Here is a 17,663-nt window from a genome sequence, read left to right as displayed (position 1 = left end):
TAGCCCTGTTTCTCACTCACGAGGTAGCTGCGCTCAGCCGCCGTTGTACTGCTGGTAGGCCGGTGCCCGGAAGGTCCTGGTGCCGGCGCCCGCGATCTTGTCGACCGCGCGCAGGAACTTCGGCCCCATCTTCGCGCTGGCCTGCCGGACCGGGTGCGTAGCCCCGAAGTCCTCCGGGTTCGCCTGGCCGTGCGCGAACATCGAGTAGATCACCACCGGCTTGCCGGCGGCGTCGAACATGATCCCCGCCTCGTTGCGGCCGTCGTTCAGCCAACCCGCCTTCGTAGCGATCCTCGCCCGGTCGGCGGACGACATCTCACGGCGGATTCCGTCGGTGAACGCCACCTGCGACCGCAGGATGGACAGCAGGTAGTCCGTCGACGCCGGGCTCAGCAAGGTGCCCGCGACCAGCGCCTTCAGCAGGTCGTGGGTCTCGCGCGGAGTGGTCTGGCCGAGGAAGTAGCGGTTCGGGTTGGCCACCGGCGTGACCTGGGTCTTGGGGAACCCCTTGGCCACCAGGATCTGGTTGATCTCGGCCGCCGGAACCACGAGCCCCACCAGCCGGACGCACGTGTCGTCCGAAACCGTGAGGAACAGCGACAGGACGTGGCCCAGCGTGAACGCGCTCGGGTACGCCTTGTCCAGGATGATGATGCCGTCGCCACCCGGCACGACGATGCTCGCCGGCACCTGGACCTGCTGGTCCAGGGTGAGCAGGCCACGGTCGATCTTGTCCATCAAGGTGACCGCGACGGCCACCTTGTTGACGCTGTACGCCTCGACGATCTCGTCGGACGCCACGTCGACGGCCACCTGGTCGGCCACGCTGATGTAGGAGTTCCAGATGCCGCCCGCCTCAGCGGCCGCGTCGTCGTAGACGCGCTTCACCTTCTGCCTGGCCCGGTCCGGTGTGGCCGGGCTGGCCTCGATGTCTGCTTCCTGCGCGAACGCGGGAGAGCCGGTCAGAACGCTTCCGGCGACGACAGCGGTCCCCAAGCCGAACGCCGCTCGCCTGTTGAGTCGATACCCCATCGCAAGATCCAACCACGAATGGATGAACCCTCGTGAGTGGGAAACAGTGTTCTAACCCTGTTTCTCACTCACGACCGCGCGGGCCACCCCCAGGTCCACCAGGTCCTGGGGCCGCAGGTGCAGCTGGTTGGCGATGTCCGGCACCTCCGAAGCCGGGCGCTTGAGGATCGCCGCCGCGGCTTCCGGGGACGTCACCGAGAAGTACGCGTCCGGCGCGACCCACGTCGACCCCGCCGCCGCGAACGCCAGCGCCCCACCCGAGCCGCCTTCGCCGATCACCAGCGTCGTCACCGGGACCGAGGCCGTCGCCACCGCCTCGAACATCTCCGCGATGGCGCCGCCCGCGCCCGCCTGCTCCGCCGCGGCGTCGTTGGCCGCGCCCGGGGTGTCGACCAGGGTCAGCACCGGGATGCCCAGGCGCGACGCCAGCCGCACCAGCCGGGCCGCCGTCCGGAAGCCCGACGGCAGCGTCGGCGTCCCGCACTGGGCCGCGTACGCGATCGTCCGTCCGTCGCGCCAGCCGAAGCCGCACGCGACACCGGGGTCCGCGCCGCCGACGCGGTCGCCGCTGATGTCCTCCCGCCAGTCGAAGTAGGCATCGAGGTACTCCGTCGCCCGGGCCCGCTCCGGCGAACGCGCTGCCTGAACCGCTTCCCAGCCCGTCGCCGGCAACGCGGCGGCCCGCAGCGCGGAAGGCGGCGGTGCCGCGGCCGACGAATGCGCGGTCAGCAGCCCCAGCCACCGTTCCAGCACCGCCCCGAGCTCGTCCGGCGCGACCACGGCATCGACCTGGCCCCAGCGGAAGTGCGCCTCCGCGGTGTAGGCCTCCGGCGACCCCGGCGGACGTACTCGCGAGCCCGCGAACCCGACCTGTGCTTCCGGCAGCGCGAGCACGACATCGGCGCCCGCGCCGAGCGTCGCCCAGCCGCCGCCGGTGGTCGGGTCGCGCAGCACCGAGATCTGGGGGATGCCCACCGAACGCGTCAACGCCGCCGCCCGCGCCACCCGCTGCAGCTGCATCAACGCGCGCATGCCCTGCTGCATGCGGCTGCCGCCGGTCGCGATCAGCGACACCACCGGCAGCCGCGCGTCGCGGGCGTGCGCGAACGCCGCCTCGATCCGGTCGCCGGTGCGCTGGCCGAGCGACCCGCCGAGGAACCCGAACTCGAAGGCGATCAGGACGGCTTCGACGTCGCCGATCTTCGCCGTCCCGCAGACGACGGACTCCTTCTCGCCGGTGCGTTCTTCCGCGGCGGAACGCGCTTCCCGGTAACCCGGCCAGCCGATCGGGCCGTCGGCGTGCTCTTCGCGCAGCGGGGTCGCGAACTCCGTGAAACCGTTGGCGATCGCGCCGACGACCTCGCGCGCCGGCAGCCTAGACACCGAGCGCTCGCTTCATGACCTTGCCCATGTCGTTGCGCGGCAACGCGTCCAGGTACCGGACGACCCGCGGGCGCTTGTGCGGCGCGAGCAGCTTGGCGACGTGGTCGGCGAGCTCCTCGGCCGCCGGTGGCTCGCCGGAAGGCACGATCCACGCGACGATCCGCTCGCCGAGGTCGTCGTCGGGCTCGCCGGTGACGGCGGCTTCGGCGACGCCGGGGTGTTCGAGCAGCGCGTTCTCGATCTCGCCCGCGCCGATCTTGTAGCCGCCGCTCTTGATCAGGTCGGTCGCCTTGCGCCCGACGATCTTCACGTACCCGTCGGCGTCGCGCGTGGCCATGTCGCCGGTGCGGAACCAGCCGCCGTCGAACGCGGCTTCGGTCGCGTCCGGGCGGTTGAGGTACTCGGTGAACAGGTTCGGCCCGCGCACCTGGATTTCGCCGACGGTCTCGACGTCTTCGATCACTTCGCCGGCCTCGCCGACCAGCCGCAGTTCGACACCCCGCAGCGGGACGCCGACCGTGCCGGGCTTGCGTTCGCCGTCCGCGCGGACGCTCGTGTTCATCAGCGTCTCGGTCATGCCGTAGCGCTCGACGACCTGCTGGCCGGTCGCCGCGGTGATCCGCTGGTGGTCGTGCACCGGCAGGGCGGCGGACCCGGAAACCAGCAGCCGCGCGCCGCGAAGGGCGTCCGCCAGCGCGGGGTCCGTCCCGACTTCGCCGGCGATGCGGTGGTACATGGTCGGGACGCCGAACACCATCGTCGCGCCGGACGCCAGCTCGCGCGCGACGCCTTCGGTGGAGAACCGGCCGAGGTGGCGCACCGAGCCGCCGCGGCGCAGCGGGCCGAGGATGCCGAGGATGAGGCCGTGCACGTGGAACAGGGGAAGCGCGTGCACCAGGACGTCGTCCGCAGTCCAGCCCCAGGCGTCCTCGAGGGCGTCGAGCGTGGCCGCGAGCGCGCGGCGGGGGAGGACGACGCCCTTCGGCGGCCCGGTGGTCCCCGACGTGTAGACGACCAGCGCGGGCGTCTCGGGGTCCGGCTCGTCCGGGAGCGGCGTGGCTTCGCCGGTCAGCGGGATGTCCCGCCGCGGCAGGCCGGCCAGGCCCGCGGGCAGCTCGACGCCGGGTTCGGCGAGCACAAGCTGGGGTTCGCTGTCGGCGAGGATGTGCGCGAGCTCGCGTTCGCCGATCTTCGGGTTGAGCGGCACGGCCGGGACGCCCGCCAGCAGCGCGGCGACGACGGCGACGCTGGTGTGGACGGTCGGGGTCGCCCACACGGCGACGCGGCCGCGAGGCAGCTCCGCGGCGAGGTTGCCGGCGACGTCGGCGAGGTCGGCGTGGGACAGGACGTGGTCGCCGAAGCGCAGGGCCTCTTTGGCGGATCCGTCGGCGAGGGTGGGGAACAACGGGGCGGGCACCGCGGGGACCTCCCAGAGTCGGACTCCAACCGCACGTTACCGTGCGGATCCGTCCCCTGCAGCGAGGTGTCGAAGGCCCTGGTCGTAGGCTGGGACACCGTGTTGGTACTGGCGATCGATACCTCGACCCCGGCGGTGACCGCGGGCGTCGTCGCGGTGGACGACAGCGGGGTCGAGACGCGCGGAGACCGCGTCACGGTCGACCCCCGCGCCCACGGCGAACTGATCACGCCGCACGCGCTCGCGGCCGCCGAAGAAGCCGGCGTGACCTTCAAGGACCTCGACGCGATCGTCGTCGGCGTCGGCCCCGGGCCGTTCACCGGCCTGCGCGCCGGGATGGCCACCGCCGCCGCCCTCGGGCACGCGCTCGGCCTGCCGGTGTACCCGGTCTGCAGCCTCGACGCGCTCGCCGCCGACGTCCCCCCGGGCGAAAGCGCCTTCCTCGTCCTCACCGACGCGCGCCGCCGCGAGGTCTACTGGGCGGCTTACGACGCCGCCGGGACCCGCACCGACGGCCCGCACGTCCAGCGCCCGGCCGACCTCGGGACCGACGTCAAGGTGGCGGCGGGCGACGGCGCCCTGCTGTACGCCGACGCGCTCGACGTCCGGCCGATCGAGCCGCGGTTCCCCTCGCCCGCCGGGCTGGTGAAGGCCGCGCGCACCGCGTTGCTCGCGAAGGAAACGCCCGCGCCGCTGACGCCCCTGTACCTGCGCCGGCCCGACGCCGCCGAGCCCACCGCCCCGAAACGGGTGACCGTGCAGTGAGACTCGAGCCGCTGCGCCGCCGGGACATCGCCCGGTGCGTCGAGATCGAGCAGATCCTCTTCCCCGGCGACGACCCGTGGAGCTCCCGCGCGTTCCACTCCGAGCTGGACGCGGGCAACTTCTACCTGGCCGCGCGCCCGGACGAGACAGACGAGCTGCTCGGGTACGCCGGGCTGGCCGTCGTCGGGCGGCGCCGCGGCGAGTACGAGGCGACCGTGCACACCATCGGCGTCGCCCCCGAGTACCAGGGCCAGGGCATCGGCAAGGCGCTGCTGCGGGCGCTGCTGGAGCGGGCCGACGAGTTCGAGGCGCCGGTGTTCCTCGAGGTCCGCACGGACAACGAAACGGCTCTCGCGCTGTACGAGAGCCACGGCTTCGAACGGCTCGGCATCCGGAAGCGCTACTACCAGCCCTCCGGCGCCGACGCGTACACGATGGTCCGCCCCGCGCGGACGCGAGACGAGGTGGCGGGCTGATGTCACGCATCATCATGGGCATCGAGAGCTCGTGCGACGAGACCGGCGTCGGCCTGGTCCGCCTGCACGACGACGGCACGGTGGAGCTGCTCGCCGACGAGGTCGCCTCCAGCGTCGAGCAGCACGCCCGCTTCGGCGGCGTGGTGCCCGAGGTCGCGAGCCGCGCGCACCTGGAGGCGATGGTCCCGACGACCATGCGTGCCTTCGAGAAAGCCGGGCTCGGACTGACCGATGTGGACGCGATCGCGGTGACGGCCGGGCCGGGCTTGGCGGGCGCGCTGCTCGTCGGCGTCTCGGCGGCGAAGGCGTACGCGACGGCGCTGAACGTGCCGCTCTACGGCGTCAACCACCTGGCCGGGCACATCGCGGTGGACACGCTGCAGCACGGGCCGCTGCCCACGCCGTGCCTCGCGCTGCTGGTGTCCGGCGGCCACACGCAGCTGCTGCGCGTCGACGACATCGCGTCGGGGATCACCGAGCTGGGGTCCACTGTGGACGACGCCGCCGGTGAGGCCTACGACAAGGTCGCGCGCGTGCTCGGCCTGCCCTACCCGGGCGGCCCGCCGATCGACAAGGCGGCGAAGAACGGCAACCCGGCGGCGATCGCGTTCCCGCGCGGCATGACGGGCCCGCGCGACGCCAAGAACGACTTTTCCTTCTCCGGCTTGAAGACCGCGGTCGCGCGCTGGGTCGAAGGCGCCGCCCGCCGCGGCGAGGAGATCCCGGTGGACGACGTCGCGGCGTCGTTCCAGGAGGCGGTCGCGGACGTGCTGACGATGAAGGCGGTCCGCGCGGCGAAGGAGCAGGGGATCGGCACGATCGTCATCTCGGGTGGCGTGGCGGCGAACTCGCGCTTGTCGTCACTGGCCGCGGAACGCTGCGAGGCGGCGGGTATCGAGCTGCGGGTCCCGCGCCCCCGGCTGTGCACGGACAACGGCGCGATGATCGCAGCCCTGGGCGCGCACGTGGTGGCAGCCAAGCGGCCGACAGCACCGCTGGACTTCAGCGCGAACCCGGCTCTCCCGGTGAACGTGGTCTCGCTCTGACCGCTGCGCCTCAGGACGCCGCGGCGTGCTTGTGCGCCGGGGCGCCGACGCCCAGCAGCTCCTCGATCGCCGCGACCGCCAGCACCGCCGCATTGCCTTCGCCGTAAGGATTCCCGACCTGCGCCGGCCGCAGCTCGCCGTTCAGCAAACGCGCCGCCGTGTCCGCGATCCGGGACGTGTCCGTTCCCACCAGCCACGCGCAGCCGGCCTCGACGACCTCGACCCGCTCGGTCACGTCCCGCAGGACCAGCACCGGCGTCCCGAACGTCGGGGCCTCCTCCTGGATCCCGCCCGAGTCCGTCAGCACCAGCGACGCCAGCCGCAACGCGCGGACCAGGTCCGGGTACTCCAGCGGGTCCGTGACCGTCACCCGCGGCAGGCCACCCAGGGCCGCCTCCACCTGGGTGCGGACCTGCGGGTTCGGGTGGGCCGGGAACAGCACCTGCACGTCCGGGTGCTCGGCCACGATCAGCTGCACCGCCGCCAGCGTCCGCTCCAGCGGCTCGCCCCACGACTCGCGCCGGTGGGACGTCACGAGCACCAGCCGCTCGTCCGCCTCCGCGATCTCCATCTCCAGCAGCGCCAGCGCCGTGTCGCGCGCCGGGAGGTCGCGCGCCGCGATCTCCAGCACGGCGTCGACGACCGTGTTGCCCGTGACCGCGATCCGTTGCCGCGCAACGCCTTCCGCGCGCAGCTCGGCCGCCGCGCCGAGGGTCGGCGCCAGGTGCAGCGCCGCCAGCCGCGACACCATCTGCCGCGCGCCCTCCTCCGGGAAGGGCGCGGTGAGGTCGTGCGTGCGCAGCCCGGCTTCCAGGTGCACCACCGGGATGCCCAGCCAGAACGCGGCCAGCGCGCCGGCGAGCGTGGTCGTGGTGTCGCCCTGGACGACGAGCGCGGCCGGCGCGTGCCGGCGCAGGACGTCGTCGAGCGCGGGCAGCAGGCCCGCGACGAGCTCCGCCTGACCGCCGGTCACGCGCGGCGGCACGGCCAGCCACTCGTCCACGACCAGGCCGAACGGCGTCAGCGCCTGCTCGACCATGCCCGCGTGCTGCCCGCTGTGGACCAGGATCGGCCGCAACGCGGGGTGCGCTTCCATCGCCAGCGCCAGTGGCGCGAGCTTGAGCGCTTCCGGCCGCGTCCCGGCCAGCAACATCACATCCACGCGGCGGTGCCCCTTCTCCACATAGTCCAGTGTCCAGCAAATTTCTTCCGAGGGGGCCGCCGGCGTGCGAGGGGCACACGCCGACGGCCCGTCACCTCAGTCCCGCGCCTGGGAGAGACGGCGGTTGCGGCGGTGGACGGCGATCAGTGCGATGGTCCCGAGCAGGACCAGGAGCACGCCGACGGCCAGCCACCACCCGACGTCGGCACCGGTGGCGGCGAGGGTGCCCACCCCGCCACCGGCCACGCCGACGCCCGCGCCCGGCATCTTGTACATGCGGGCCTCGCTCAGGCCCGCGCGGAGCGGCGGCGGTAGATGCGCGTTCCGACCGGCAGCGCGACGGCGCCGAGCAGCCCGAGCCCGATCCACAGGCCCGCCCCGGACGCCAGCGGCATCGGCGGCGCGGCCGGGCCGCAGGTCGCCGACGACACGATCACGTCACCCGCACCCAGCGAGCCGACGACCCCGCCGAGCAGCTTCACGTGGATGGCGTTGACCGTGAGGCTGCCGTCGTTGTTCTTGATCTGCTCGTTGAGGATGATCGTCGCGATGTTGATGCCGGCGATCCCGACCTTGACCTGGGTGTTCGGCGCGGGGTTGGCGTCGACGGTGCCGATGCTCCCGAGCTTCGCGTCGACCAGCGTGCTGCTGCCCTTGACGCCGGCTTGGGTCGCGGTGCACACCGCCTCGACGGTCTTGACGCCGACGGTGCCGAGCGCGGCCTTGAGCAGCGGCAGGCCGACGTCGGCGGTGGTCGCCTTCGCCGTGACCGCGCCGGAGTTGTCGTCGCGCTTGGCCTCGGTCGCGATCACGCCCGCGGTCAGGACGCCGGGCACGGCGGCGCTCGCCAGCGTGTTCGTCGTCGGGCCCGCGGTGTTCGCGGCCGCGAGCGGCCCGACGTGCACGGCGGGCTGGCCGAGCAGCGTCACGTCGACCTTCACGCCGTAGGCCGACCCGTCACCGGGCGCGGCCGACGCGGGCGCCGCGCCGGCGAGCACGAAGCTCGCCACGACCGCGGCGAGCAGGCCGCCGCGGCGCGCGAGGGAGCTGTTCATCAACTGGTCCTCCGAATTCGCTGAGTTTCCCTGGAGTTCGCGTGACGGCGGCGCGGATCGAACCGGTCTGCCTCGACTCGGCACGCGAATCGACTATCGCGAAGAGCGGCCCGAATAGCACAGGATATTTCCCGAATCACCGGATCGGGTATTCTGTGTCGCGGTTTCCGCTGGTCGCCACGACGTCACCCGTTCGGCCGAGCAAGTCGGCCGCGGAAACTGCCGAATGGCGGTTCCAAACCACACATCCGAGTGGAGCGGCCCGGCACTTGTGTTCTACGCTCGCCCCGGGGTCCGCAGCTGGAACGAAAACCGACACCGAGAGGACCGTCGTGGCCGTAGCGAGCGCTCCGAACTCTGGCATGGCAAGGTTTCCGCTGGTCATCGCGCTCGGCGCGCTGGCGGCCGCGGTCGTGCTGGCCGAGCGGTTCTACCGCGAACTGGAAGTGCGCCTGGCCGGCGCGATCCTCGACGTCATCACTACATCGGGTGTTTATGTGGCTCCCGATCGGGAGTCTGTTTACTTTGGGTTGAGCAGCACTGCTCCGTTCGGGTTGAGAATGACTCCGGAATGCTCTTCGGCGTTCCTTCTGCTCCCGCTGCTCGTTGTGACCATGGCCATGCTGTATTTCCGGCCGTCGAATGCGAAGCGCCTGTTCTTTTCGCTCGGCATTTCCGCGCTCGTCGTCGTGCTGGTGAACCAGCTGCGCATTCTCACGATCGTCGGGCTGGTGCACTGGTTCGGCACCGACGAGGGCTACTACTGGGGCCACACGCTGCTCGGCTCGATGGTGAGCGTGTTCGGCGGCGCCGTCTCGATCGTCCTGTTCGTCTGGCTCGCCACCCGGAAGAAGAAGGCATGAGCGTCAAGGTCCTGCTGGCGATCACCCAGGCGTTCGCGCTCACGATGAGCGTGGCGTTCCTGGTGTACGTCGTCGTCATCGTCGTGCCGTACCTGCGCCGCAAGCCCGGCCCGGTCGGCGACCCGGCGGACTTCACGTGGCACTTCTTCGTGCCGTGCCGCGACGAGCAGACGGTCATCCGCGAGACGATCCGCTACCTGCGCACGACGTTCCGCAAGGCGCACGTCTGGGTCGTCGACGACGACTCGGAGGACCGCACCGCCCGCGTCGTCCGGATGCTGTGGCGGCGCCACGGCGGCTACGACCCGTACCTGCACCTGGTGCCGCGCGTGCGGCCCGAAGCCCGGACGGGCAAGGGTGACGCGCTCAACGCCGCCTACCGGGCCCTCAACGACTGGATGGGCCCGGACGCCTCGCGGGACGACGTCGTCGTGGTGGTCGTCGACGCCGACGGCCGCCCGGCCCCGAACTGCCTGGAGGTCTGCGCGGCCGACCACCTCTTCGGCGACCCGGGGATCGGCGCGGTCCAGCTGGACGTCTGGATGAGCAACGTCGGCACGCCGCCGCCGTCGCGCAACCCGGTCGGCCGCTGGTTCGGCCTCAAGCTCGCGCAGCTGCAGGACCTCGAGTTCCGGACGGCGATCGCGGCGATCCAGACGTCCCGCGGCTTCACCGGCACGATCTCCATGGGCGGCAACGGCCAGTTCACCCGGCTCACCGCGCTCGACTCCATCGCGGGCGAGCACGAAGAGCCGTGGCGCGGCTCCCTGCTAGAGGACTTCGAGCTCGGCGTCCACCTGCTGACGGCGGGCTGGCGCACCGGGTTCACCCCGGATTCCCATGTGGCGCAGGAGGGTCTGTACAGCCTGCGCCGGTTCCTGGTGCAGCGCACGCGGTGGGGCCAGGGCACCATGCAGTGCGCCCGCTACCTGCGCCGGATCTGGGACTCGCCGCACGTCAGCACGCTCGGCGCCGCGGAGATGATGTACTACCTCGCCCAGCCGTGGCTGCAGCTGCTCGGCTCGCTGCTGTACCCGATCCCGTTCATCCTGCTGGTGGCGAGCACCGCGGGCGACCCGGCCCAGATGTGGGCGTGGTTCACCGGCGGCGCGTGGATCCTGTTCGCCATCTACGGCTCGTTCGGGCTGCTGCCGTTCCTCGTCTGGGGCCCGATCTACCAGCTGAAGTGCTTGCGCAGCGGGAACGTCCTGCGCGGCATCGGGCTCGGCTTCGCGTACGCGGCCTACATCTACACGTTCTACGTGACGTCGTGGCGCGCGCTGTTCCGGCTGGTCCGCGGCCGCAACGGCTGGGCGAAGACGCGTCGCAACACCGAGCAGGCGGCGGGGGCGAAGGTCGCGCTCGACGCGTGAGCTCTTACCTCCGGGGTGAGTTTCTGGTTAGGTTCTGACCATCCGGCACCTGAACCCTGGGGGTTTATGCCCATGTCCGCCCGTTCCCTCCCGAGATCGGCGGCGCTGATCGCCGCCGTCACGCTCTTGACCGGCCTGGCCGCCGCGCCGGCCCAAGCCACCAGCCGCGACCAGCGGCAGCGGGACTTCGCCGCCGCCGCGAGCGAGTTCGGCGTCCCGGAGAACGTCCTGCTCGGCGTCTCCTACCTGGAGTCCCGCTGGGACTTCAACGCCGGCACGCCCAGCACGTCGGCCGGCTACGGCCCGATGCACCTCACCGACGTGCGCGAGGCCGGGGTGGCGACCAGCCACCACGACGAAGGCACCGAAGACCCGCGTGGCGACGACGCGCGCCCCGCCCTGCACCCGCAGGCCGGGCCCGCCGCGCCGCCGGCCGGGCTGCAGACCGTCGACGAAGCGGCGAAGCTCGTCGGCACCGACGCCGCGACCCTGCGCACCGACGCGACCCAGAACATCCGCGGCGGCGCGGCCCTGCTCGCGAAGTACCACGCCGGCCAGAGCGACTGGTACGACGCCGTCGCGCGCTACAGCGGCTCCACCGGCGACGCCGCGCAGACGTTCGCCGACGAGGTCTACGAGACCATCAAGAGCGGCGTGTCCCGGACCACCGACGACGGCCAGCAGGTCACCCTCGCCGCGACCCCGGACGTGCAGGTTCCGGCGCACAACGGGAACCCGCCGGACGTCGAGTGCCCGCGGACCGTCGCCTGCGAGTCCGTCCCGGCGCCCTACCAGGAGCTGCCGAACGACGACTACGGCAACCACGACCTCGCGAACCGGCCCGAGAGCCAGAAGATCGACCACATCGTCATCCACGACACCGAGGGCTACTGGGACAGCGTCCTCAAGCTCGCCCAGGACCCGACGTACGTCAGCTGGCACTACACGGTCCGCTCCAGCGACGGCCTGATCGCGCAGCACGTGCCGACCAAGGACGTCGCCTGGCACGCGGGCAACTGGTACGTCAACGCGAAGTCCATCGGCATCGAGCACGAGGGCTTCGCCGCGAAGGGCACCTGGTACACCGAAGCGATGTACCGGTCGAGCGCGAAGCTCGTCGGCTACCTCGCGCGCAAGTACGGCATCCCGCTCGACCGCGCGCACATCATCGGCCACGACAACGTGCCGGGCACGGTCCCGTCGACGATCAAGGGCATGCACTGGGACCCGGGCCCCTACTGGGACTGGTCGCACTACTTCGACCTGCTGGGCGCGCCGCTCGGCGGGTTCGGCCTGCCCGGCTCGTCGCTGGTCACCATCGACCCGGACTTCGCGAAGAACCAGCTCGTGTTCACCGGCTGCGACAGCCCCGGAACGCCTTGCGCGCCAAGGAGTTCGGAGGCCGTGGTGCTGCACTCGGAGCCCAGTGAGTCTTCGCCGCTGCTCAAGGACGCCGGCCTGCACACCGACGGCTCACCGTCCACAATGGACGTGTCGGACGTCGGCAGCCGCGTCGCGACCGGGCAGCAGTACGCCGTCGCCGGCGTCAGCGGCGACTGGACGGCGATCTGGTACCTCGGGCAGAAGGGCTGGTTCCACAACCCGCACGGCGCGCGCGTGGCCAAGCCGGCGATCGGCTGGGTCGTGACGCCGAAGCCGGGTCTCGCGACGGTGCCGGTGTACGGGCGCGCGTACCCCGAACCGGAGGCCTACCCCGCGAACGTGCCGGTGCAGACCATCACGCCGCTGCCGTACACGTTGTCGGCGGGCCAGAAGTACTCGTCGGCCGGCACGGTCGGGTCCGAGTACTACTACGCGGTGACGTTCGACCTGGCCGACCACGTCGTGGTCAAGGGCAAGCTCAAGTACGTCCAGATCCAGTTCGGGCACCGGATCGCGTTCGTCAAGGCGGACGACGTCCGGATCCTCCCGGCGTTCTAGCCCGGAGCGGCGCCGGCGGGGTTCAGCCCTCGCCGGCGCCGGCCCGGGTGCTCCGGCGTTCCACCAGGACGACGTCACGCCACCGCCCGTGGTGCCGGCCGAGGCGCTGCCGGGTGCCGACCTCGCGGAACCCGGCGCGCTCGTGCAGCTTCCGGCTCGCGGTGTTCTCCGGGAAGATCCCGCTCTGGATCGTCCAGATCCCGGCGTCTTCCGTCGACGCGATCAACGCGGTCAGCAGCGCCTGGCCGATCCCGCGGCCGCGGGCGTCCGGGTGGACGTAGACGCTGTGCTCGACGACCCCGGCGTAGACGCACCGGGAGGACACCGCAGTGACCGCGGTCCAGCCGAGGACGTCTCCGGCGGAGCCGATGGCGGTGAACCGGTGCGCCGGCAGGTGGGCGGCGTCCCAGGCGGGCCACTCGGGTGCGGTGGTTTCGAAACTCGCGTCCCCGGTGTCGAGTCCGGCCTGGAGGATCGCCAGGACCTGCCCGGCGTGGGCGGCCGTCATCGGGACGACGCGGACCGGCGCCGGCCGGACGGCGCGGATGATCGCGGAGTGCAGCTTGGCGCCGACCTCGTGGGTGAACCGGACGTCGACGCCCGCCAGCCCGGCGTCGCGGAGCAGCGCCCGGTAGCGCTCGGCGGTGAGCGCGCTGCGGAGGCATTCGTCCGTGCCGGCCGCGCGTTCGGCGTCGGTCAGCGTGTCGTCGGCCAGGATGTCGGTGATCCCGAGGCGCCCGCCGGGCCGCAGGACGCGGGCGATCTCGGTGAACACGGCCGGCTTGTCGGGGGAGAGCGCGATGACGCAGTTGGAGATGACGACGTCGACCGACGCGTCCGGCAGCGGGATCCGTTCGATGGTGCCGTGGACGAACTCCGCGTTGGTGACGCCGGCGCGTTCGGCGTGGCGGCGGGCGAGGGTGAGCATGTCGTCGGTGACGTCGAGGCCGATGGCCCGGCCGGCCGGGCCGACCCGGCGGGCGGAGAGCAGGACGTCGAGCCCGCCGCCGGAACCGAGGTCGAGCACGGTTTCCCCGGGGCGCAGGTCGGCGACGGCCACCGGGTTGCCGCAGCCGAGGCTGGTCGCGGCCACTTCGGCGGGGGCGTCTTCGCCGGCGTAGTGGACGGCGCCGAGCCGCTCGGTGTCGGCGATGAGCCCGGCGGTTTCCCCGGCCAGCGCCCGGCGAGCGGCGTCGGCGTAGCGGTCGAGGCTCACGGGGACACCTCCGCGAAGGTGACGGCGGCGCGCCCCATGACGACGTCGGCGGCGGTCGGGAAGCACGACACGCAACGCTGGTTGACCCGGTAGAGCCGGGCGGTCCCGCGCGGTTCGGCGAGCACGAACCGGGCCTCGGTGAGGATCTTCAGGTGGGCGGACACGGTGGACTGGCCGACGTCGACCTGGTCGACGATCTGCCCGACGGTCATCGGGGAGCTGGTCGAGGCCAGCAGGTTGAGGATCTGCACCCGGGTCGGGTCGGCCAGGGCGCGGAACCACCCGGCGTACGTCTCCGCGGTAGCTCGGTCCAGCACGGCGGCCCCTTTCATCGTTTATCGACGATAAACGATGAAGGGTCAGGCGGCAACCAGCTCGGCGAGCAGGGCGCGGACCCGGCGGTCGATCTCGTCGCGGATCGGGCGCACGTCCTCGACGGATCGGCCGGCGGGGTCGTCGAGCTGCCAGTCGAGGTAGCGCTTGCCGGGGAAGACCGGGCACGCGTCGCCGCAGCCCATGGTGATCACGACGTCGGCGGCTCCGACCGCGTCGGTGGTCAGGCGCTTGGGGAACTCGCGGGAGACGTCGATCCCGAGCTCGGCCATGGCCGCGACCACGGCCGGGTTGACCGCGTCCGCCGGCGCCGACCCGGCGGAGCGGACGGTGACGCGCCCGGCGGCGTGGTGGTCGAGCAGTGCGGCGGCCATCTGGGAGCGGCCCGCGTTGTGGACGCAGACGAACAGGACTTCGGGGGTGTTCACGGGGTGACCTCCACCGGGGAACGGCGGCGCAGCGCCAGGGACACGTACACGAGCGCGACGAGCACGGGGACTTCGATGAGCGGCCCGACCACCCCGGCCAGCGCCTGTCCGCTCGTCGCGCCGAACGTCGCGATGGCCACGGCGATGGCGAGCTCGAAGTTGTTGCCCGCCGCGGTGAACGCCAGCGTCGTCGTGCGCTCGTAGGACAGGCCGACGGCTTTGCCGAACGCGTACGACCCGGCCCACATCAGTCCGAAGTAGACCAGCAGCGGCACGGCGATCCGGACGACGTCCAGCGGCCGGGCGGTGATCTGGTCGCCTTGCAGGGCGAAGAGGACCACGATCGTGAACAGCAGCCCGTAGAGCGCGGCCGGGCCGATCTTCGGCAGGAACTCCGACTCGTACCAGGCACGGCCCTTCGCGCGTTCGCCGAGCCGGCGCGTCAGGTACCCGGCCAGGAGCGGGATGCCGAGGAAGATGAGCACGCTCTTGGCGATCTGCCACCCGGAGACGGCGAGGCCGGCTTGCGGGAGGCCGAGCCAGCCGGGCAGGACGGCGAGGTAGAACCAGCCCAGGAGCCCGAACGCGAGGACCTGGAACACCGAGTTCAGCGCGACCAGCACGGCGGCTGCTTCGCGGTCGCCGCACGCGAGGTCGTTCCAGATGACGACCATCGCGATGCAGCGGGCGAGGCCGACGATGATCAGCCCGGTCCGGTACTCGGGCAGGTCGGGCAGCAGCAGCCAGGCCAGGGTGAACATCAGCGCCGGGCCGACCAGCCAGTTCAGCACCAGCGACGGCCACAGCAGCCGCCGGTCGCGGGTGACGGTGCCGAGCCGGTCGTAGCGGACCTTCGCCAGCACCGGGTACATCATGACCAGCAGCCCGAGCGCGATCGGCAGCGAAATGCCGTCGACCTGCACCGCGGACAACGCCGTGTCCAGCCCGGGGACCAAGCGGCCGCCCAGGAGCCCGGCGACCATCGCGGCCGCGATCCAGACGGGCAGGAACCGGTCCAAAGTGGACAGCCGGCCGACGACGGTGCCGCTCACGCCGGGACGATCTCGGCGCCGGGGACGAGCACGGCCGAGAGCCGGGCCAGCACCTCGGGGTGGACGCGGTAGTAGACCCACGTGCCGCGCCGTTCGCCGGTGATCAGCCCGGACTCGCGCAGGACCTTCAGGTGGTGGGAGATGGTCGGGCCGGTCAGGTCGAAGGCGTCGGTCAGGTCGCACACGCACGCCTCGCCGCCGGCGTGGGAGGCGATCAGCGACAGCAGCCGCAGCCGGACGGGGTCCGCCATGGCCTTGAACAACTTCGACAGCTCCGCGGCCTGCTCTTCGCTCAAGGGCTCGCGGGCCAGCGGGGAGCAGCACGCGTCCATCGCGACGATCGGCAGCTGTTTCGGCATGTGTCTATCTTGACAGTCTTCTAAGTAGAGAGCAATCTAAGTGTCTGTTTCGATGAGCGTCTATTCAAGGAGGACGGGATGTCACGGGTACAGCTCGCGCTGCGGGTCGGGGACCTCGAAGGGTCGATCGACTTCTACTCGAAGCTGTTCGGCGCCGAGCCGGCCAAGCTCCGGCCGGGGTACGCCAACTTCGGAATCGCCGAGCCGGCGCTCAAGCTCGTGCTCCTGGAGGGCGAGCCGGGCCAGGCGACGGTCATGGACCACCTCGGCGTCGAGGTCGAGTCGACCGACCAGGTCGGCGAGGCGAGCAAGCGCCTGACGGGCGAGGGCCTGGAGACGCTGACCGAGGACGACACGACGTGCTGCTACGCCGTCCAGGACAAGGTGTGGGTGCACGGGCCCGGCCAGGAGCCGTGGGAGGTGTACACCGTCAAGGCGGACTCGCAGGCATTCGGGACCGACAGCGCGGCCCTCGCGGCCAACTGCTGCACGCCCGAGGCGGGGACGCCGGAGGGCTGCTGCTCCTAGCCGAGGGTCAGCTGGCGGCGGTGGAAGTCGAAGTGCCGGGTCGGGAACCGGTACACGTCGGCCAGGGTCATGTAGTCCTGGAAGAACGGGTCCCACCGGGTCGGGTAGTGCATGCCGCGGGCGAGGTCGTCGTCGGTTTCCCGGTCCAGGCGGCGGTGGAGCGCGGCGATGGTCCGGTCGAACAGTGCTCGCATCCACCGCTTCGGCAGCAGCGTGCCGCCGAGCCAGGAGCCGGCGAAGTTGACCGCGTCGAAGGGGGTCGTCGCCGCGTTCAGCAGCCGGGCGTAGGTGCGGCTGGCGCCGTCGGGGAGGCGGCCGAACAGCCGCACCAGCGTCGACAGGGCGCGGATGATCAGGTAGCCGAGCAGCATGTGGAAGAGGAGCTGGCGGTTGGTCCAGCGGGTGCCCGCGGTGGGTCGCCGCAGGTCGCTGTCGGTCGCGGTGTCCAGTAGCTGGTGGAAGGTTCTGCGGGCCTGCTCCAGCTCCGCGTGAACGGCCGCCTTGTCCACGGTCGCAGTGTCCGCCGGTTGTGGCGGGAAGGCCAGGGGTGCCTGTGGGTGGTGGCCGTCCCTCGCTGCCCGAGCGTTCAACACCGGACGGCGCTGAGAGCGGCAGGGGCGGGGAGGTGTAGGGCCTTGCGGTCCCTTCGTCTCGGCCCCGGCTGGTGTGCTGGTGCGTCGGCGCCGGTCAGCGCGTTTTCCGGTGCGATTCACACGCCCGGGGCCACCCTCCTTGCACGACTGGCACTCACGTGGCTAGAGTGCTAATCGCACGGCCCGACAGCCCCGGCACCCGCGACGGCGGGGGTGGTAGAGCCGTAACCACATCCTGCCAACGCTTTCGACGACCGTGGAGGTCAACCCGGTGAGCGTGAACATCAAGCCGCTCGAGGACAAGATCGTTGTCCAGACGAGCGAGGCCGAGGAGACGACCGCTTCCGGCCTCGTCATCCCCGACACCGCCAAGGAGAAGCCCCAGGAGGGCAAGGTTCTGGCCGTGGGCCCGGGCCGGATCGACGACAAGGGCAACCGCGTCCCGCTGGACGTGAACGTCGGCGACGTCGTCATCTACTCGAAGTACGGCGGCACCGAGGTCAAGTACAACGGTGAGGACTACCTCATCCTGTCCGCCCGCGACGTGCTGGCCGTCATCAACTGACGTCCGCTCGCAGCGCATGACGCCCCGGGCCCCGCACAACGCCGGGGAGCGGGGCGTTCTTGCGTTCTAGACCCCA

Annotated in this window: 20 protein-coding genes; 8 read left to right on the top strand and 12 right to left on the bottom strand. The window is 71.8% G+C overall.

Annotated elements, in window-relative coordinates; all coding sequences use genetic code 11:
• Positions 1 to 33: 33 nt before the first annotated feature.
• From ACIRSS_RS29935 to ACIRSS_RS29925, 3 genes are all read right to left on the bottom strand, one after another.
• Positions 34 to 996 (bottom strand): serine hydrolase, encoded by a 963-nt coding sequence (locus ACIRSS_RS29935; RefSeq protein ID WP_400901919.1) that lies wholly within the window; start codon positions 994 to 996, stop codon positions 34 to 36.
• Between the two features lie 87 nt (positions 997 to 1,083).
• A complete protein-coding gene (locus ACIRSS_RS29930; protein ID WP_400900659.1) occupies positions 1,084 to 2,415 on the bottom strand; it encodes a carboxyl transferase domain-containing protein in 1,332 nt (443 codons plus the stop codon).
• Positions 2,408 to 3,832: an acyl-CoA synthetase gene (locus tag ACIRSS_RS29925; protein ID WP_400900657.1), complete on the bottom strand. Its 1,425-nt coding sequence runs from the start codon at positions 3,830 to 3,832 to the stop codon at positions 2,408 to 2,410. Before ACIRSS_RS29925 ends, ACIRSS_RS29930 begins: the two co-directional genes overlap by 8 nt.
• Before the next feature lie 99 nt (positions 3,833 to 3,931).
• Between ACIRSS_RS29925 and tsaB the strand changes: the two genes are divergently transcribed.
• From tsaB to tsaD, 3 genes are read left to right on the top strand one after another with little or no spacing between them, the layout of a single operon-like run.
• The gene (tsaB, locus tag ACIRSS_RS29920; RefSeq protein WP_400900655.1) at positions 3,932 to 4,597 is read left to right on the top strand and encodes a tRNA (adenosine(37)-N6)-threonylcarbamoyltransferase complex dimerization subunit type 1 TsaB; all 666 of its coding nucleotides are present in this window, start codon (positions 3,932 to 3,934) and stop codon (positions 4,595 to 4,597) included.
• The gene (gene rimI / locus ACIRSS_RS29915) at positions 4,594 to 5,073 is read left to right on the top strand and encodes a ribosomal protein S18-alanine N-acetyltransferase (RefSeq protein ID WP_400900653.1); all 480 of its coding nucleotides are present in this window, start codon (positions 4,594 to 4,596) and stop codon (positions 5,071 to 5,073) included. Before tsaB ends, rimI begins: the two co-directional genes overlap by 4 nt.
• Positions 5,073 to 6,119, top strand: a complete 1,047-nt coding sequence (gene tsaD, locus ACIRSS_RS29910) for a tRNA (adenosine(37)-N6)-threonylcarbamoyltransferase complex transferase subunit TsaD (RefSeq protein WP_400900651.1) — start codon at positions 5,073 to 5,075, stop codon at positions 6,117 to 6,119. The genes rimI and tsaD overlap by 1 nt, the downstream gene beginning before the upstream one ends.
• A 10-nt stretch (positions 6,120 to 6,129) precedes the next feature.
• Here the strand turns inward: tsaD and wecB are convergent, their stop codons facing one another.
• The 3 genes from wecB to ACIRSS_RS29895 form a co-directional block, all read right to left on the bottom strand.
• The gene (wecB, locus tag ACIRSS_RS29905) at positions 6,130 to 7,281 is read right to left on the bottom strand and encodes a non-hydrolyzing UDP-N-acetylglucosamine 2-epimerase (RefSeq protein WP_400900649.1); all 1,152 of its coding nucleotides are present in this window, start codon (positions 7,279 to 7,281) and stop codon (positions 6,130 to 6,132) included.
• Positions 7,282 to 7,377: 96 nt separating this feature from the next.
• Complete coding sequence (locus ACIRSS_RS29900; protein WP_400900647.1) at positions 7,378 to 7,557, bottom strand: LPXTG cell wall anchor domain-containing protein; 180 nt, start codon at positions 7,555 to 7,557, stop codon at positions 7,378 to 7,380.
• 11 nt (positions 7,558 to 7,568) lie between these two features.
• Positions 7,569 to 8,336 carry a choice-of-anchor P family protein gene (locus ACIRSS_RS29895; protein ID WP_400900645.1) on the bottom strand — a complete coding sequence of 256 codons (768 nt, stop codon included), beginning with the start codon at positions 8,334 to 8,336 and terminating at the stop codon, positions 7,569 to 7,571.
• 362 nt (positions 8,337 to 8,698) lie between these two features.
• Here ACIRSS_RS29895 and xrtP point away from each other — a divergent pair, with 362 nt between their 5' ends.
• The 3 genes from xrtP to ACIRSS_RS29880 all read left to right on the top strand — a co-directional run bounded on the left by xrtP (position 8,699) and on the right by ACIRSS_RS29880 (position 12,513).
• Positions 8,699 to 9,199, top strand: coding sequence for an exosortase P (gene xrtP, locus ACIRSS_RS29890; RefSeq protein WP_400901917.1), 501 nt, complete (start codon positions 8,699 to 8,701; stop codon positions 9,197 to 9,199).
• The gene (locus ACIRSS_RS29885) at positions 9,196 to 10,572 is read left to right on the top strand and encodes a glycosyltransferase (RefSeq protein WP_400900643.1); all 1,377 of its coding nucleotides are present in this window, start codon (positions 9,196 to 9,198) and stop codon (positions 10,570 to 10,572) included. Before xrtP ends, ACIRSS_RS29885 begins: the two co-directional genes overlap by 4 nt.
• A 66-nt stretch (positions 10,573 to 10,638) precedes the next feature.
• Positions 10,639 to 12,513: an N-acetylmuramoyl-L-alanine amidase gene (locus tag ACIRSS_RS29880; RefSeq protein ID WP_400900641.1), complete on the top strand. Its 1,875-nt coding sequence runs from the start codon at positions 10,639 to 10,641 to the stop codon at positions 12,511 to 12,513.
• Between the two features lie 22 nt (positions 12,514 to 12,535).
• Here the strand turns inward: ACIRSS_RS29880 and ACIRSS_RS29875 are convergent, their stop codons facing one another.
• From ACIRSS_RS29875 to ACIRSS_RS29855, 5 genes are read right to left on the bottom strand one after another with little or no spacing between them, the layout of a single operon-like run.
• Positions 12,536 to 13,729, bottom strand: coding sequence for a GNAT family N-acetyltransferase (locus ACIRSS_RS29875; RefSeq protein ID WP_400900639.1), 1,194 nt, complete (start codon positions 13,727 to 13,729; stop codon positions 12,536 to 12,538).
• Positions 13,726 to 14,046 (bottom strand): ArsR/SmtB family transcription factor, encoded by a 321-nt coding sequence (locus ACIRSS_RS29870; protein ID WP_400900637.1) that lies wholly within the window; start codon positions 14,044 to 14,046, stop codon positions 13,726 to 13,728. Before ACIRSS_RS29870 ends, ACIRSS_RS29875 begins: the two co-directional genes overlap by 4 nt.
• Before the next feature lie 42 nt (positions 14,047 to 14,088).
• Entirely contained in the window at positions 14,089 to 14,490 is a 402-nt protein-coding gene (locus ACIRSS_RS29865; protein WP_400900635.1) for an arsenate reductase ArsC, read from the bottom strand.
• Positions 14,487 to 15,542, bottom strand: coding sequence for an ACR3 family arsenite efflux transporter (gene arsB / locus ACIRSS_RS29860; RefSeq protein WP_400900633.1), 1,056 nt, complete (start codon positions 15,540 to 15,542; stop codon positions 14,487 to 14,489). The genes ACIRSS_RS29865 and arsB overlap by 4 nt, the downstream gene beginning before the upstream one ends.
• Positions 15,539 to 15,901: a metalloregulator ArsR/SmtB family transcription factor gene (locus ACIRSS_RS29855; RefSeq protein ID WP_400900631.1), complete on the bottom strand. Its 363-nt coding sequence runs from the start codon at positions 15,899 to 15,901 to the stop codon at positions 15,539 to 15,541. Before ACIRSS_RS29855 ends, arsB begins: the two co-directional genes overlap by 4 nt.
• 78 nt (positions 15,902 to 15,979) lie before the next feature.
• Between ACIRSS_RS29855 and ACIRSS_RS29850 the strand changes: the two genes are divergently transcribed.
• Positions 15,980 to 16,429 (top strand): ArsI/CadI family heavy metal resistance metalloenzyme, encoded by a 450-nt coding sequence (locus ACIRSS_RS29850; protein ID WP_400900629.1) that lies wholly within the window; start codon positions 15,980 to 15,982, stop codon positions 16,427 to 16,429.
• On the opposite strand, the gene ACIRSS_RS29845 is transcribed toward ACIRSS_RS29850, so the two are convergent.
• A complete protein-coding gene (locus ACIRSS_RS29845; RefSeq protein ID WP_400900627.1) occupies positions 16,426 to 16,938 on the bottom strand; it encodes a DinB family protein in 513 nt (170 codons plus the stop codon). The two genes, ACIRSS_RS29850 and ACIRSS_RS29845, sit on opposite strands and share 4 nt — an antisense overlap.
• A 355-nt stretch (positions 16,939 to 17,293) precedes the next feature.
• On the opposite strand from ACIRSS_RS29845, the gene groES reads away from it, so the two are divergent.
• Positions 17,294 to 17,587 carry a co-chaperone GroES gene (gene groES / locus ACIRSS_RS29840; RefSeq protein WP_004559922.1) on the top strand — a complete coding sequence of 98 codons (294 nt, stop codon included), beginning with the start codon at positions 17,294 to 17,296 and terminating at the stop codon, positions 17,585 to 17,587.
• Positions 17,588 to 17,663 lie beyond the last annotated feature (76 nt).

This window comes from Amycolatopsis sp. NPDC101161 (assembly GCF_044768185.1).
Classification (GTDB): domain Bacteria; phylum Actinomycetota; class Actinomycetes; order Mycobacteriales; family Pseudonocardiaceae; genus Amycolatopsis.
Note: the sequence above shows the minus strand (reverse complement) of the source record. Positions and strands in the feature narration are given on the sequence as shown.

Bases quoted from the DNA above. Each gene is read 5' to 3' on its own strand.
- ACIRSS_RS29885 (WP_400900643.1), top strand. From the start codon at position 9,196: ATGAGCGTCAAGGTCCTGCTGGCGATCACCCAGGCGTTCGCGCTCACG.
- ACIRSS_RS29895 (WP_400900645.1), bottom strand. From the start codon at position 8,336: ATGAACAGCTCCCTCGCGCGCCGCGGCGGCCTGCTCGCCGCGGTCGTG.
- ACIRSS_RS29900 (WP_400900647.1), bottom strand. From the start codon at position 7,557: ATGTACAAGATGCCGGGCGCGGGCGTCGGCGTGGCCGGTGGCGGGGTG.
- xrtP (WP_400901917.1), top strand. From the start codon at position 8,699: ATGGCAAGGTTTCCGCTGGTCATCGCGCTCGGCGCGCTGGCGGCCGCG.
- ACIRSS_RS29855 (WP_400900631.1), bottom strand. From the start codon at position 15,901: ATGCCGAAACAGCTGCCGATCGTCGCGATGGACGCGTGCTGCTCCCCG.
- ACIRSS_RS29880 (WP_400900641.1), top strand. From the start codon at position 10,639: ATGCCCATGTCCGCCCGTTCCCTCCCGAGATCGGCGGCGCTGATCGCC.
- ACIRSS_RS29850 (WP_400900629.1), top strand. From the start codon at position 15,980: ATGTCACGGGTACAGCTCGCGCTGCGGGTCGGGGACCTCGAAGGGTCG.
- tsaD (WP_400900651.1), top strand. From the start codon at position 5,073: ATGTCACGCATCATCATGGGCATCGAGAGCTCGTGCGACGAGACCGGC.